Source organism: Lactobacillus sp. ESL0679 (assembly GCF_029433515.1).
GTDB lineage: Bacteria > Bacillota > Bacilli > Lactobacillales > Lactobacillaceae > Lactobacillus.
The window spans coordinates 146,714-162,088 of sequence record NZ_JAQTIG010000001.1 but is presented as its reverse complement, the minus strand read 5'-3'; the positions used below and the strand labels follow the sequence as shown (position 1 = coordinate 162,088).

Sequence of the window (15,375 nt, the reverse complement as noted above, 5' to 3'; positions counted from 1 at the left end):
ACTTTGCGGAGGTTTTTTATGAAGAATAACCGGAATCGGCTGCTATCGAATGGCCTGTTCTATATAGTTGTTTTCCTTCTATTATTGGGAGGTATCAACTGGGCTCTTGGCGGCTCTGATAATTCTGGTGGCAGTGAAAATATTAGCTACTCTGAATTTGTCAAAGACTTGCGTCAAGGCAAAGTTAAAAATTTTAATGTTCAGCCTGCTAATGGTGTTTACACCGTTTCAGGCAGTTATAAGACAGCACAAGGAAGTAAAGACCAATCGAAAAACAGCTTTGACTTCTTTAGTGGTAATTCGGGCGCACAAGTAACGCGCTTTTCAACCACGATGCTGCAGAATGATTCAAGTGTCGCTAATGTTCAGGACTTAGCTCAAAAGAGCGACACGAAGATGACAACTCAGGGAGAGTCGCAATCGGGTAATTGGATTTCAACAATTGTGATGTTAGTGCCGACTGTTCTGTTTATTGTCATGATGTGGATGATGATCAGTCAGACCGGTGGCGGTGGCCGCGGCGGTTCTGGCGGCGGCATAATGAACTTTGGTCGTTCACACGTTAAGCCTGAAGATCCTAAAAAGAATAAGGTCCGCTTCTCCGATGTTGCTGGTGAAGAGGAAGAAAAGCAAGAATTAGTTGAAGTCGTTGAATTCTTGAAGAATCCAGCTAAATTTACTAAACTCGGTGCCAAAATCCCATCAGGTGTCTTGCTTGAGGGTCCTCCGGGTACCGGTAAGACTTTGCTTGCACGTGCTGTTGCTGGTGAAGCTAACGTACCATTCTTCTCAATTTCCGGTTCCGACTTCGTAGAAATGTTTGTCGGTGTCGGTGCTAGTCGAGTTCGTGATTTGTTTACCAATGCCAAGAAAAACGCACCAAGTATTATCTTTATTGATGAAATTGATGCTATCGGACGTCGACGTGGCAGTAATGCCAGCGGCGGTGGTAATGATGAACGTGAACAGACCTTGAACCAATTATTGGTTGAAATGGACGGCTTCGAAGGTAACGAAGGAGTTATCGTAATTGCCGCAACTAACCGGTCTGATGTCTTGGATCCAGCGTTGCTGCGTCCAGGTCGGTTTGACCGTAAAGTCTTGGTTGGCACACCTGATGTTCGTGGTCGTGAAGCTATTTTACGGGTTCATGCCAAGAACATGCCATTAGCTGCTGACGTTGATTTAAAGGAAATTGCCCGTCAGACCCCAGGATTTGTCGGTGCTGACCTTGCTAATCTTCTAAATGAAGCCGCATTACTTGCAGCTCGGCGCAATGGTACTGAAATTACTGCCTCTGATCTTGATGAAGCTGAAGACCGAGTAATTGCAGGACCAGCTAAGAAGAACAGTATGATTTCTAAGAAGGAACGCGAACGTGTTGCTTTCCACGAGGCAGGTCACTCAATCTGTGGGTTGGTCTTAAGCGATTCACGAACTGTTCGTAAGGTTACGATTGTTCCTCATGGCCGCACTGGTGGTTATAATTTAATGTTGCCAAAGGACGACCAATTCTTATTAACCAAAAAGCAATTAATGGAACAAATTGTTGGGTTAATGGGTGGTCGTGCCGGTGAAGAAGTTGTTGTTGGTGACCAGTCAACTGGTGCTTCTAATGACTTTGAACAAGCAACGCAAATTGCTCACAGTATGGTTGTTAATTATGGGATGACCGATTCGTTAGGAATGGTTGAGCTTGAAAAAGAAGGTGAGACTAATCCTTACGGCTTTAAGCCATACAGTGAAGCAACTTCGGCTAAGATTGACGAGGCTGTTAAAGAACTTCTTGATGAGGCTCACGCCAAGGCTGTTGAAATTGTCAAGGATAACCGCGACAAGCACCGAGTAATTGCTGAAGCATTGCTGAAGTATGAAACTTTAGACGAAAAGCAGATTATGTCACTGTATACAACGGGTAAAATGCCAGAAAAGATGCCAGAATACCCAAGTGAGTCTAAGGCTTTGACTTATGAAGAAGCTAAGGCAGCTGCTGAAAAGAAGGAAAACCATAAGGCAACTATCACTGCCGAAAAGGAAACCGAAGATAAAGATAGTAAACATGTTCATTCTGAAGAAGCAGTCGAAACTCCTTTAGAGAAGAATGAGGAAGTTGAAGAGCACAATCCGGAAAATCCAGAGAAGGCTCATGAAGCTGATGCCGATTTTTCATCTAAGGATCAAGATCATTCTTCAGATGATCAACAAGATTAATAATTAATAGGGCCTGACTGCGGGCTCTATTTTTTTAGGAGAACTAAAATGAGTGATTATTTAATTAAGGCAATTGATAAAACGAAAAATTTACGGTTATTAACGGTAACGGCTAAGGATTTAGTCCAAGAAGCCCAGACCAGACATGATACTTGGTCAGCGTCTTCTGCTGTTTTGGGACGTACCCTAGTTGCTGGTGTCTTACTGGCGGGAGCCGAATTGACTGATCAGGAAGAATTGTCGGTGCGCTTACTTGGCAATGGCCCAGTTGGTCCAACAATAGTTACGGCCCAGTCTGACTTAACAGTCAAAGGTTATGTGAAGAATCCGCATATCGCTTTGCCACCACGAGATGATGGTCATATCGATGTTAAAAAGGCAGTTGGTCAAGGCTGGTTAGAAATCACAAAAGACTTGGGCTTAAAGGAACCATACACGGGACAAGTGCCAATTGTGTCTGGTGAAATTGCTGAGGACGTTGCTTACTATCTTACTAAGTCAGAACAAATTCCGTCAGCGGTTGGCTTGTCAGTTTTTGTTAATCCAAATAATACAATTGGTGAAGCTGGTGGCTTTATGTTGCAAGCTTTGCCGGGAGCTAGTGACAGTTTGATTACCAAGACGATTAAGCATATTGATGATTTACCAGCATTATCAACATCATTTTTGGCAGGGATGACACCAGAAGACTTGGCTCGCAAAATTTTAGGGACCGACTGCAAAATTTTGGCAAAAGAGCCGGTGGCCTTTAAGTGTGACTGCTCAAAGGAAAAATATGCTGACATTTTGGAAACCTTAAAGATTGAGCAATTGCAGTCGATGATTGACGAGGATCATGGTGCTGAATTGACCTGCAGTTTTTGCGGCAATAAATATCAATACACGGAAGCGGAACTAAAGGATATTTTGACAAAGAAAAAAGCAGACAAGGAATATTAATTCGGTGTCTTCTGTGAAATTAGAGTTGTTCAATTTGAAGTAGATACATCAAGATTAAATCAATTACAGCAATTGTAGAATAGATGCTGCCAATGTTCTTACCAAAGATTATGACCCAACAGCTGCCGCCGATGGTATAAACAATAACTTCCAGTATTAGTTTGGTAGCTCCAGTCAGGGATTGAGGCGAGTGTGGTGCGCCGTAACGTGACCAGACTAAGAAAATAAGGATTGCTACTGCGGCAAAGGTAATTTTGCTTAGAAAGTCGTGCTTAATAAACGTGCCGCTGAAGATGCCAATTACTGTTGCACATTCTAATAAAAAGCGGCAGCTAAGTGTAATTATTTTAATAAAATTCATCAACCAATATCCTTTCTATTATTTTTTAAGTATAATTCAAAATCAGGGTGCGGTTAATACCAATTTTGATTATAATGAAAGGGTTGAACAAAGATGAAAAGGAGTGTAACAACATGTTAAACGTCTATATTGTGCGTCACGGTGAAACCGATACAAATAAAAGCCTAAAAATTAATGGTTCTGCTACTGACTTGCCACTTAATGAAACCGGTATTAAGCAAGTAGAAGCCCTGCGCGACAGTTTTGATATTAGTCAGATTGATTGTGTTTATGCTAGTCCATTAACAAGGGCAAAGCAAACGGCTGAAATTATCGATCGCGGGCAGCACCAAATTATTTTTGACGATCGCTTAAAAGAAATGAATTATGGCAATTGGGATGGCAAAGATGCGCTTGAGATCAAGCAAAAATTTCCCCAAGCTTTTGATGAATTAGGATATTTTACAGAAGATTATAGTGACTATTGCAGCGGCGAGAGCTATCAACATTTGGCTGACCGCTTGATGGACTTTTGGCATGATTTAGTGCAAAAACATGAAAATGAATCGGTGCTGCTTGTTTTTCATGGGACTGCTTCACGTTCGCTAGTTCAAAACGTATTAGGGATTCCGCATATTTCCTTAGTTGGTGAGGCGCAAAATGCTGGTGTAATTAACTTTTCAGTTGATGATCGCAGCAAAAAAGCCTTCTTACGTTATTACAATCGGGTAGCTCCTAGCAATTTCTTTATTGCAAAATAAGATAATTGCCAGTTATTCTTTTAAGTAATTGACACCGTGAAATTTTGCTGATTTAGTCTTTTTTGTTATGATGTTAAAGTATTTGAAAGGATGATTTGGTGGATAATAGTTGGAAGATTCGCGATATTACCATTCCTAATCGTGTGGTTGTTGCACCGATGGCTGGGGTTTCAAATTCGGCATTTCGCATGATTTGTAAAGAATTTGGCGCTGGAATGGTCGTTTGCGAGATGATTTCTGATCATGGAATCATTTATCGAAATAAAAAAACAATGTCAATGATGAAGGTTGATCCGCGTGAGCACCCAATGAGTATTCAGATTTTTGGGGGAACCGAAGAAACATTGCTGCAGGCGGCGCAATACATTGACCAGCATACCGATGCTGATATTATTGATATTAATATGGGTTGTCCGGTGCCTAAAATCACGAAAACGGACGCTGGTTCTAAGTGGCTGCTTGATTCAAACAAGATTTACCAAATGGTGCATGCAGTTGTCCAAAACGTGTCAAAACCTGTTAGTGTCAAGATGCGTATTGGCTGGGATCGCAAGCATATTTTTGCTGTGGAAAATGCTTTGGCAGCTCAAGAAGCTGGTGCCAGCATGATCGCGATGCATGGTAGAACTCGTAAACAGATGTATCAGGGACATGCTGACTGGGAAACCTTGCATGATGTTGCCCAAGTGCTTGATGTGCCATTTGTTGCTAACGGCGATATTGCAACGCCGGAACTAGCTGAAAAGGCGCTAAAAGAGATTGGCTCAACAGCCGTAATGGTTGGTCGTGCCGCCTTGGGTAATCCGTGGATTTTGAAAGATATGACCCATTATTTGGCAACTGGTGAACGTCTGACACCGCAAACGGTGCGCGAAAAGGTAGCAACCGCTGAACACCAATTGCAAGGCTTGGTTGACTTAAAGGGTGAAAGAATTGCGGTACCTGAATTTAGACAGCAAGCGGCTTATTATTTGAAGGGTGTTCCCCGTTCAGCACGAACCCGTGCTAAAATAAATGAAGTATGGACAGCACAAGAAGTCTACGACTTGCTGGATAACTTTGTTGAAGATTATGAGAAGCGTCAGGCACAAAAGACGGCTCGACGCGGTTAATAAATTAATGGAGGAAAAGTAATTGGCAAAGAATGAAATGAATGACCAGTTGATCGTTCGTCGCCAAAAGTTGGCAGAATTACGTGAACATGGCATTGAACCATATGGCATGAGAAGATTTGAACGGCAAGACTTGGCGAAAACTTTAAATGAAAAGTATCACGCTGATGATAAGGATGAGTTAAACGAAGACATGCCTAAAACCAGAGTAGCAGGTAGAATGCTTGCTAAGCGTGGTAAGGGTAAAGTTGGCTTTGCTGATCTTTATGACCGTACTGGTAAGATTCAAATTTATGTTAGAAAAGACATGGTTGGCGAAGACAACTATCAAATTTTTAAGAAATCAGATATTGGTGACTTCTTAGGAATTGATGGTGAAGTCATGAAGACTGACACTGGTGAGCTGACTATTCGGGCAACTCACGTGACTTTCTTATCCAAGGCTTTGCGCCCACTTCCTGATAAGTTCCACGGCTTAAAGGATGTTGAACAGATTTATCGGCAACGTTACCTTGATTTGATTACTAATCATGATAGTTACATGCGTTTTGTTCACCGTAGTCAAATTATTCAAGCAATTCGTGATTATCTTAATAAACAAGACTTTTTGGAAGTTGAAACTCCAGTCTTGCACGACATTCCTGGTGGTGCAGAAGCACGGCCATTTGTAACTCACCATAATGCACTCGACATTGACCTCTACATGCGGATTGCCTTGGAATTGCCACTTAAGCGGTTAATGGTTGGGGACATGGAACGAGTTTATGAAATCGGCCGTGTCTTCAGAAACGAAGGGATCGATACGCACCATAACCCAGAATTTACCGAGCTGGAAACTTATTGTGCTTACTTTGACTTCCACGATGTAATGGATGAAGCAGAAGGCATTATTCGGGCCGCTGCTGAAGTTGTTTCACCAGATGGTAAAGTTACCTACCAAGGTACAGAAATTGATTTAGGCAAGCCATATAGACGTGTACACATGGTTGACTTGATTAAGGAAAAGACTGGCGTTGACTTCTGGAAGAAGATGAGCGTTGAAGAAGCAACCAAGATTGCTGAAGATCATGGCATTAAGGTTGAAAGTTTCTGGCAAGTTGGTCACATTATTAATGCCTTCTTTGAAAAGTACTGTGAAGAAACCATTGTTGACCCAACCTTTGTTTATGGTCACCCAGTTGAAATTTCACCATTAGCTAAGAAGAATGCTGACGATCCGCGTTTCACTGACCGGTTTGAAATTTATATTATGGGTGAGGAGTACGGTAACGCTTTCTCCGAATTAAATGATCCAATTGATCAACGTGAGCGGTTTGAAGCACAAATGGCTGAACGTGAAGCAGGTAACGATGAAGCCGATTTGATTGATGAAGATTATCTGCGGGCAATGGAATACGGTATGCCGCCAACAGGTGGACTTGGAATCGGAATTGACCGGTTGGTCATGCTCTTAACAGATGCACCAGCAATTAGGGATGTTCTGTTGTTCCCAACCATGCGTCCTGAAAAGGTTGAAGACGTTGACCGTGAAGTTCAAGAAGATTTAAAGAAAAAAGCAAAAAATAATTCTGCAAAATAAGCTGTTATATTAGGCTTTTTGGGCAATTAGGAAATTCTTTTCGAAGAATTTCCTTTTTTTCTTGCAAAAAAGGTTTGCAAAATCAAATTCATTTGCTATAATAATAAATGTCTTGCGGAAGTAGTTCAGTGGTAGAACATCACCTTGCCATGGTGGGGGTCGCGGGTTCGAATCCCGTCTTCCGCTTCATAATAAAAAGACTCACCGCTTGGGTGAGTCTTTTTATTGAAACGGGAAATAGCTCAGCTTGGTAGAGCGCTACGTTCGGGACGTAGAGGTCGCAGGTTCGAATCCTGTTTTCCCGATAAGTAACTGTCTGGTAACGGGCAGTTTTTTTGTTGTCTATAAATGATTATAGTAAGGAATATTAGCGTAAGTACATTGTCTTTGCTATAATAATTGCAATGTTTTTGACATGAACAGTAACCATTTAAAGTAAATGGTTTTACAATTGGCTTTAAAGAGATTACCAATATTCATGTCATTTTAAGGTGGTGCTATGATGAAGAACTCTTACAGTAAAAGTGCAAATCAAGTATTAGAGATTGCACGTGAACAAGCACAGAATTTTCATCATCGTTTAATTGGTACTGAACATGTACTGCTTGCGATGGTGATTGAATCAGATGGCGAAGCCGGCAAGGATTTGCGGGCTTGGGGAGCTACACCTACTGCCATTCGTGAAGAAATTGAGCGCTACACCGGTTATGGTTCTGCCGCTAAAACCAGTTATATGGAGATGTCGCCGCGTTTGAGCATGGCGCTTGCATATGCCGGCACATTAGCAGAGCGTGGTGGCTCAAGCGAGGTTAAGACCAGTCATATTTTGCTTGGGCTAATTTCTAGTGAGCAAGTTTTAGCAGCGACTATTTTGCGTAATCTGAATATTAATATTCAAGGTTTGCGAGATGATGCTCAGCGCAGCCTTGGTCAAGAGGACAACTCAGAAATTGATAATGATTGGTTTGGTGCAGCACCAACTGAAATAAATAATAAGCCTAAGAGCACGACGCCGACGTTAGACCAAGTTTCGGTTAATTTAAATGAACGTGCAGAAAACGGACAGATTGATCCAGTGATTGGTCGCGATCAAGAGATTGCTCGAGTAATTGAAATCCTATCGCGGCGCACTAAGAATAATCCGGTCTTAATCGGTGAACCCGGTGTGGGTAAAACAGCGGTTGCTGAAGCAATCGCAACGGCGATCGTGAATAAAAAGGCACCACATGACTTATTAAATAAGCGGGTAATTTCGCTTGATTTGGGCGGCTTAGTAGCTGGAACCAAGTACCGCGGTGAGTTTGAAGACCGCATGAAGAAAATTATTAAAGAAATTACCAAAGATGGTAAAATTATTCTTTTTGTTGACGAAATGCATACCTTAATCGGTGCTGGTGGTGCCGAAGGCTCAATCGATGCAGCTAATATTTTGAAGCCATCACTTGCTCGCGGCGACATTCAAATGATTGGAGCAACAACTTTTGATGAATACCAAAAGTATGTGGAAAAGGATCAGGCTTTAGCCCGCCGCTTCCAACAAGTTCGCCTCAATGAACCTTCACGAGCAGAATCACTAGCAATTTTAACTGGCTTACAAGCTAAATATGAAAAATTCCACCATGTTAAATTTACTAAGGCTGCTCTAGAGGATGCGGTGGACTTGTCTAGTCGCTATATCTCTAACCGTTATTTGCCCGACAAGGCAATTGACTTGATTGATGAGGCCGGTGCTGCAGTTAAGATTAAGACGAACAAGGCGCCTGACAACCAGTTAATGCAGGTTAATGACCAAATTAAGCAGGTAATTGATCAAAAGAATCAGGCAGCTGTCAACCAGAACTTTGTTGAAGCTGCTAAGCTGCAAGACCGACAAAACAGTTTGCAATTGAAGCGGGACAAGCTGGCTAATCGACTGGAAGAAAAAGTTGACAGTAAAGCTGTGGTCAAGTCGGAAGATATTGCTAAAGTGGTATCTAATTGGACTGGCGTTCCGGTTACGCAAATGAACCGAAACGAGTTGAAGCAGTTGGCCAACCTTGAAAGTGACTTGCACCGCCGCATTATCGGTCAGGACAAGGCGGTTTCAGCAGTTAGTCGGGCAGTTCGCCGCAGCCGCAGCGGGATTAAAGATGAAAATCGTCCGATTGGCTCATTCTTATTTTTAGGACCAACTGGTGTTGGTAAGACTGAGCTAGCTAAGGCGATTGCAGCTGCAATGTTTGGCTCAGAAAATAATTTAATTAGAATTGATATGTCTGAATATATGGATCAGATTGCCAGCAGCAAGTTAATTGGTTCGGCTCCCGGCTACGTTGGCTACGATGAGGGCGGTCAGCTGTCTGAAAAGGTGAGACGTCACCCATATTCAGTTGTTCTGCTTGATGAAGTCGAGAAGGCACATCCTGACGTGTTTAACTTGTTATTGCAGGTTCTTGATGACGGCTTTTTAACCGATTCTAAGGGAAGAAAAATTGACTTCCGGAATACGATTATTATTATGACTTCCAACTTGGGTTCGCGTTCATTATTTGAAACGCAGGCAGTTGGCTTTAATGCCGATAATTCTAGCCAAATTAAGATGCGGCGTGAGCGGGTTAAGCAAGCACTCAAGCAATTCTTCAGACCGGAATTTTTGAACCGAATTGACGAGACAATCATTTTTGATGAATTGAATGCTAGCCAATTGCGGCAAATCGTTACGCTCTTAACGCGCAAGTTAATCGACAGGTTAGCTAAAAAGGGTATTCAGCTTAAATTATCCCGGGCGGCAATGGATAAAATTGCTAAGGATGGTTATAATCCAGAAATGGGCGCTCGGCCGCTTAGACGGGCAATTCAAACTGATGTTGAAGATGAAGTGGCTTCAATGCTGATTGAAGGCGAACTGCAAGCTGGCGATTTACTTAAGATTGGCAGTAATCATGACAAGCTGAAGTTTGAAGTTGTTAAAGCAGCTGATCCAGAATTAGTTGGTATAAACTAAATCAGTGTCAATAATAAGGGAAAATGTCCCAAAATTTGTTAAACATTAGCGGGAAAATATCCCGCTGTTTTTATACGTATTGATGTTTCTCATGCGCTCGCTTTTGCTGGGTGATGAAGGAAGCCCGTTTCCACGGATGACTCATTGGTGGAATGTATTTCTTCTTGGGTTTCTTGGGCTTTTCTGCTGGGTCAATTTCTGGTGAAACTTGGGCGTTTACAGCTAGTTCGCTTAAAGCATAAACTTGTTCATCAACTGTGACTAATAATTGCCCATCGAGTGCCTGAATTACCAAGCACTTAGTGCCCTCCATGAAGCAGATCAGCTGCCCATTTTCATCTCTAGCCTGATATTTCTTGCGTTTGAAGGAAATGCTCGAACCACCATCAAAGACCCGAGGAGACAAAACAGCTAAGATATAGTTGATTTTGGCTGCGTCAGGAGCTTTTTCAAAGACAGTGGGAAACTGGTGGTAGTCTTGACCAAACTGCTGGTTAAAACTAGGAACAAAGGTCTCTGTCAGGTACTGGTTGGCAGCTTCAATGGTGGTAATTTTTTCAACTGCAGTTCTATTTTCAAGCGGCTTTGCACGGTTTGATTAGCCCGTTCAACCATGCCCTTAGCCTGCGATACACTAGTAGTAACTAGACCTGTGCCTAATGTTTTGCAGGCATAGCCGAATTGGGTCAGGACATCGCGTTCTTCACGTTTGGTCTTGGCAGTTTCGTAATTAAAGACTGTCCGGTTGTCTGTTTTGAAGCAGTAAGGAATACCATATTGCTTGAGAATTTGTTCAAAGACATGATAATAACCGTTTAAGGTCTCCTGCCAGTCAAAGTAAGCCCCGACCAAGTTGCCAGTCGCATTATCAATTGCTAGGTGCAGTGAGGCTTTTTTCGCGCCAAACCAGACAATATCCGAGGCGTCCATTTGAATTTCCTCGCCAAAATATTTACAGCGTTCCTTGCGTGGGTGAGCGTCCTCTAAGGCAATGATGTGGTTAACGGACTCATTAACCTGTTTATTATTGGCTTGAGGATGCTTAACGCGATACTTAGCTTTAGCCAAGCGTTTACGAGTGCGGCGCCAAGTTTTAGGCGGATAAATGCCGGCTTTAGTCAAACGCTGATAAACACTGGCATAAGAAACCTGGATCTGTTCGCGGCTCGCTAATAATTCAGTATAATGCTTGAAGTTAGCACCTTGATATTTAGTTTGATAAAGAGTTACAATTTGCTTGTTAATCTCATTGGTAAGGTGGTTAACAGGCAAGCGGTCTTTGTTCCCATGAATGAAGGCCGCTTTTCCTTGTGCCTGATACTTTTTAAGCAGGCGGTTAACCTGTCTGAGCGTGATGCCTAAAGCAAGGGCCGCTCTTTTCTTATTAGCATGGTAATCAACTAGTTCTTTAATGATTTGATATTTTCTTTCAGCTTTCATAGATAAATTAATCCTTTTCACTTTGAGCATAACCTCCAATAAAGGAAATTATGCCATAGATATTTGGGACATTATCGCTTAATAATACCTAAGACATTATCACTTATTAATCACAGAATTAGTTGGTATAAACTAAATCAGTTGACATAATAGGCAAATTTTGTTATATTTAAGCGTGATTAAAAAGGCTGAAGTTCAGAATTTTGCTGATATATTGTCCAGCAGAATAATAAAAGACAAAAACGACAATGTTGTTTTTGTCTTTTTTATGCTTAAAATTCCAGCCTTTTGAATTTGTAAACGAAATGTAATATTTGCTTTCTCTAACAGAAAGGATGTTTTCTCCTTGTTAAATGGACACGTAGTGAACTATGGTAAACACCGGACAAGACGTAGTTTTTCACGGATTAAAGAAGTGCTGAAACTACCTAACTTGACTGATGTTCAAACCGAATCATATAAGTGGTTTTTGGATGAAGGTATTAAGGAAGTCTTTGACGACATTATGCCAATTAGTGACTTCTCAGGTAAGCTTTCTTTGGAATACATGGGTTATAAATTACAAAAGCCTAAGTATACCGTTGATGAAGCCCGTGATCATGATGCGACATATTCAGCACCAATGCACGTTACTTTGAAGTTAACTAACCAAAAAACCGGTGAAATTAAGACCCAAGATGTTTTCTTTGGCGACTTGCCATTAATGACTGAATCTGGTTCATTCATTATTAACGGTGCCGAAAGAGTTATTGTTTCACAGTTAGTTAGATCACCAAGTGTTTATTACTCAGGTGACTATGATAAGAATGGCCGCCAAATCTTTGGCACAACTGTCATTCCTAACCGTGGGGCATGGCTGGAATTCGAAACTGATGCCAAGAACATCTCATACGTTCGTGTTGATCGGACTCGTAAGTTGCCTTTGACTGTATTAATCAGAGCAATGGGGATTGGCTCAGACGGCGATATTTTAGACGTGTTTGGTCAAAGTGATACGTTACAATTTACTTTGGACAAGGACGTACATAAGAACCCTGCTGACTCACGAGTTGCAGAAGCATTGAAGGATGTTTACGAAAGATTACGTCCTGGTGAGCCGAAGACAACTGATTCTTCACGGTCGCTACTTTATGCTCGTTTCTTTGATCCACGTCGTTACGACTTGGCTCCAGTTGGTCGTTACAAGGTCAACAAGAAGTTATCACTGAAGAACCGCTTATACGGTCAAACTTTGGCTGAAACTTTGGCTGATCCTGACACTGGTGAAATCATTGCTAAGAAGGGTACTGTTGTTACTCATGAAGTAATGGATACTTTAGAGAAGTACCTTGACCGCGATGACTTCAAGATGGTTACTTACGAACCATCTAAGGAAGGTGTTCTGCCAGATCCAATTAGTGTTCAAGAGATCAAGGTTTACTCAAAGGTAAATCCAGAACGTGTTGTTAAGATGATGTCCAATGGTCACATTGACAAGAGCGTTAAGTACTTAACACCTGCTGATGTTTTGGCTTCAATCAACTACTTCTTGTTATTGCAAGATGAAATCGGTAACGTTGACGATATTGACCACTTGGGTAACCGGCGTATTCGCCGAGTTGGTGAATTATTGCAAAATCAATTCAGAATTGGTTTAGCAAGAATGGAACGTGTTGTTCGGGAAAGAATGTCAATTCAAGACCCATCAACTGTTACACCACAACAATTAATCAACATTCGTCCAATCGTTGCCAGCATCAAGGAATTCTTTGGTTCCTCACAACTGTCACAGTTCATGGATCAACATAACCCGCTGGGTGAATTAACGCACAAGCGCCGGATGTCTGCCTTAGGGCCTGGTGGTTTAACGCGTGATCGTGCCGGATACGAAGTTCGGGATGTGCACTATACCCAATATGGTCGTTTATGTCCTATTGAAACGCCAGAAGGTCCAAACATTGGTTTGATTAACTCTTTGGCAACATACGCTGTGATTAACAAGTATGGTTTTATTGAAACACCTTACCGTCGCGTTTCTTGGAAGACCCATAAGGTTACTGATAAGATTGACTACTTAACAGCCGATGTTGAGGATAACTATATTATTGCCGGAGCTAACACACCGCTTAATCCAGATGGTTCATTTAAGGATGAATTAATCTTGGCTCGTTCAAAGGAAGACAACGTCGAAGTTAGTCCAGATAAGATTGACTACATGGACGTTATTCCTAAGCAAGTTGTGTCTGTTGCTTCTGCATGTATCCCATTCCTTGAAAACGATGACTCTAACCGGGCTTTGATGGGTGCTAACCAGCAACGTCAGGCTGCTCCATTAATTAATCCACACAGTTCTCTTGTTGGAACTGGAATGGAATATCGTGCTGCCCACGATTCTGGTGCTGCTTTAATTGCTAAGGCTGCAGGTAAAGTTGAATACGTCGATGCTAACTCTATTCGGATTAGACGTGCTGACAGTACTTTGGATGAATACGTTCTTGAAAAGTACCGCCGGTCAAACAACTCGAAGTCATACAACCAAACACCAAACGTTAAGTTGGGTGATGAAGTTGTTGAAGGCGAAGTTATTGCTAATGGCCCAACAATGGACCACGGCGAATTGGCTTTGGGTCAAAACCCAGTAATTGCCTTCATGACTTGGAACATGTACAACTATGAAGACTCGATTATGTTGTCAGAACGACTTGTTAAGGATGATGTATACACCTCAATCAGTATTGAAGATTACGAATCTGAAGCTCGTGACACCAAGCTTGGCCCAGAGGAAATTACACGTGAATTGCCAAACGTTGGTGAAGATGCGTTAAAGGACCTCGATGGCGAAGGAATTATCCGCATTGGTGCTGAAGTTCACGATGGCGACATTTTGGTTGGTAAAGTTACCCCTAAGGGTGTGACTGAATTATCAGCCGAAGAAAGATTATTGCACGCTATCTTTGGTGAAAAGGCGCGTGAAGTTCGTGATACTTCTTTGCGGGTACCTCACGGCGGCGGCGGAATCGTTCGCGACGTTAAGGTTTATACTCGTGAAAAGGGCGACGAATTATCACCAGGTGTTAACACCTTGGTTAGAATTTACATTGCCCAGAAGCGTAAGATCCAAGTCGGAGATAAGATGTCCGGTCGTCACGGTAACAAAGGTACGGTTGCTGCAGTTGTTCCAGAAGAAGATATGCCATACTTGCCAGATGGTACACCAGTTGATATTTGTTTGAACCCAATGGGTGTTCCTTCGCGTATGAACATTGGTCAGCTTTTGGAATTACACTTGGGCTGGGCTGCAAATAGCTTAGGTATTCACGTTGCAACACCAGTATTTGATGGTGCTAGTGAAGATGATGTTTGGGACACAGTTCACCAAGCCGGAATCGATAAAGACGGTAAGACTGTTCTTTACGATGGCCGTACAGGTGAACCATTCCACAACCGGGTTTCAGTTGGGATCATGCACTATCTGAAGTTGACTCACATGGTTGACGATAAGATTCACGCACGTTCAATTGGGCCTTACTCACTTGTTACGCAACAACCTCTTGGTGGTAAAGCACAATTTGGTGGTCAGCGTTTTGGTGAAATGGAAGTTTGGGCTCTTGAAGCTTACGGTGCTGCGTACACTCTGCAAGAAATTTTGACTTACAAGTCAGATGATGTTGTTGGTCGTGTAAAGGCGTACGAAGCAATTGTTAAGGGTGAAAGAATTCCTAAGCCAGGCGTTCCAGAATCATTCCGTGTTCTTGTTAAGGAATTACAATCATTAGGATTGGACATTCGCGTTCTTGACATGGATCATAATGAAATTGAATTACGTGACATGGATGATGATTCAAATGAACATTTGAATATTGATACTTTGTCGAAGATGGCTGAAGAACAACAAAAGAAGAAGTTAGCCGAAGAAACTGCCAAATCTGATGATGAAGACAAACCAGTTAAGAAAGTTAAGAAGACTGAAACTGCCGTTGACGAATCTGACGATGACAACAAGATTTCTAAATAAGTAGGGGGTTAAACTT

The 15,375-nt window shown here is 42.0% G+C and carries 10 protein-coding genes and 2 tRNA genes; 9 read left to right on the top strand and 3 right to left on the bottom strand.

Features of this window, described 5'->3' with window-relative positions; genetic code table 11:
* The first annotated feature begins 18 nt into the window (after window positions 1-18).
* Complete coding sequence (gene ftsH, locus PT287_RS00925) at window positions 19-2,211, top strand: ATP-dependent zinc metalloprotease FtsH (RefSeq protein WP_277131880.1); 2,193 nt, start codon at window positions 19-21, stop codon at window positions 2,209-2,211.
* A gap of 48 nt (window positions 2,212-2,259) precedes the next feature.
* Window positions 2,260-3,150 carry an Hsp33 family molecular chaperone HslO gene (hslO, locus tag PT287_RS00920; RefSeq protein WP_277131879.1) on the top strand — a complete coding sequence of 297 codons (891 nt, stop codon included), beginning with the start codon at window positions 2,260-2,262 and terminating at the stop codon, window positions 3,148-3,150.
* A gap of 19 nt (window positions 3,151-3,169) precedes the next feature.
* Here the strand turns inward: hslO and PT287_RS00915 are convergent, their stop codons facing one another.
* Window positions 3,170-3,511, bottom strand: a complete 342-nt coding sequence (locus PT287_RS00915) for a YrdB family protein (RefSeq protein ID WP_277131878.1) — start codon at window positions 3,509-3,511, stop codon at window positions 3,170-3,172.
* Between the two features lie 113 nt (window positions 3,512-3,624).
* Between PT287_RS00915 and PT287_RS00910 the strand changes: the two genes are divergently transcribed.
* From PT287_RS00910 to PT287_RS00885, 6 genes are all read left to right on the top strand, one after another.
* Entirely contained in the window at window positions 3,625-4,251 is a 627-nt protein-coding gene (locus PT287_RS00910; protein WP_277131876.1) for a histidine phosphatase family protein, read from the top strand.
* 98 nt (window positions 4,252-4,349) lie between these two features.
* Window positions 4,350-5,363, top strand: a complete 1,014-nt coding sequence (gene dusB, locus PT287_RS00905; protein WP_277131874.1) for a tRNA dihydrouridine synthase DusB — start codon at window positions 4,350-4,352, stop codon at window positions 5,361-5,363.
* A 22-nt stretch (window positions 5,364-5,385) separates the two neighbouring features.
* Window positions 5,386-6,942 carry a lysine--tRNA ligase gene (gene lysS, locus PT287_RS00900; RefSeq protein ID WP_277131872.1) on the top strand — a complete coding sequence of 519 codons (1,557 nt, stop codon included), beginning with the start codon at window positions 5,386-5,388 and terminating at the stop codon, window positions 6,940-6,942.
* Between the two features lie 114 nt (window positions 6,943-7,056).
* A tRNA-Gly gene (locus tag PT287_RS00895) sits at window positions 7,057-7,128 on the top strand.
* A 45-nt stretch (window positions 7,129-7,173) separates the two neighbouring features.
* Window positions 7,174-7,247: transfer RNA gene (locus PT287_RS00890), tRNA-Pro, on the top strand.
* A gap of 197 nt (window positions 7,248-7,444) precedes the next feature.
* Entirely contained in the window at window positions 7,445-9,925 is a 2,481-nt protein-coding gene (locus PT287_RS00885; protein ID WP_277132448.1) for an ATP-dependent Clp protease ATP-binding subunit, read from the top strand.
* Between the two features lie 70 nt (window positions 9,926-9,995).
* Here PT287_RS00885 and PT287_RS00880 read toward each other — a convergent pair whose 3' ends face one another.
* Both PT287_RS00880 and PT287_RS00875 read right to left on the bottom strand, forming a co-directional pair.
* Entirely contained in the window at window positions 9,996-10,220 is a 225-nt protein-coding gene (locus tag PT287_RS00880) for a hypothetical protein (protein WP_277131870.1), read from the bottom strand.
* Window positions 10,221-10,444: 224 nt separating this feature from the next.
* Window positions 10,445-11,365, bottom strand: coding sequence for an ISNCY family transposase (locus PT287_RS00875; protein WP_277131868.1), 921 nt, complete (start codon window positions 11,363-11,365; stop codon window positions 10,445-10,447).
* Between the two features lie 346 nt (window positions 11,366-11,711).
* On the opposite strand from PT287_RS00875, the gene rpoB reads away from it, so the two are divergent.
* Window positions 11,712-15,359 (top strand): DNA-directed RNA polymerase subunit beta, encoded by a 3,648-nt coding sequence (rpoB, locus tag PT287_RS00870; protein ID WP_277131866.1) that lies wholly within the window; start codon window positions 11,712-11,714, stop codon window positions 15,357-15,359.
* Window positions 15,360-15,375 lie beyond the last annotated feature (16 nt).

Excerpts from the sequence above, each read along its gene's own strand:
- ftsH (WP_277131880.1), top strand. The coding sequence starts at position 19 with ATGAAGAATAACCGGAATCGGCTGCTATCGAATGGCCTGTTCTATATA.
- hslO (WP_277131879.1), top strand. The coding sequence starts at position 2,260 with ATGAGTGATTATTTAATTAAGGCAATTGATAAAACGAAAAATTTACGG.
- PT287_RS00915 (WP_277131878.1), bottom strand. The coding sequence starts at position 3,511 with ATGAATTTTATTAAAATAATTACACTTAGCTGCCGCTTTTTATTAGAA.
- PT287_RS00910 (WP_277131876.1), top strand. The coding sequence starts at position 3,625 with ATGTTAAACGTCTATATTGTGCGTCACGGTGAAACCGATACAAATAAA.
- PT287_RS00885 (WP_277132448.1), top strand. The coding sequence starts at position 7,445 with ATGAAGAACTCTTACAGTAAAAGTGCAAATCAAGTATTAGAGATTGCA.
- PT287_RS00875 (WP_277131868.1), bottom strand. The coding sequence starts at position 11,365 with ATGAAAGCTGAAAGAAAATATCAAATCATTAAAGAACTAGTTGATTAC.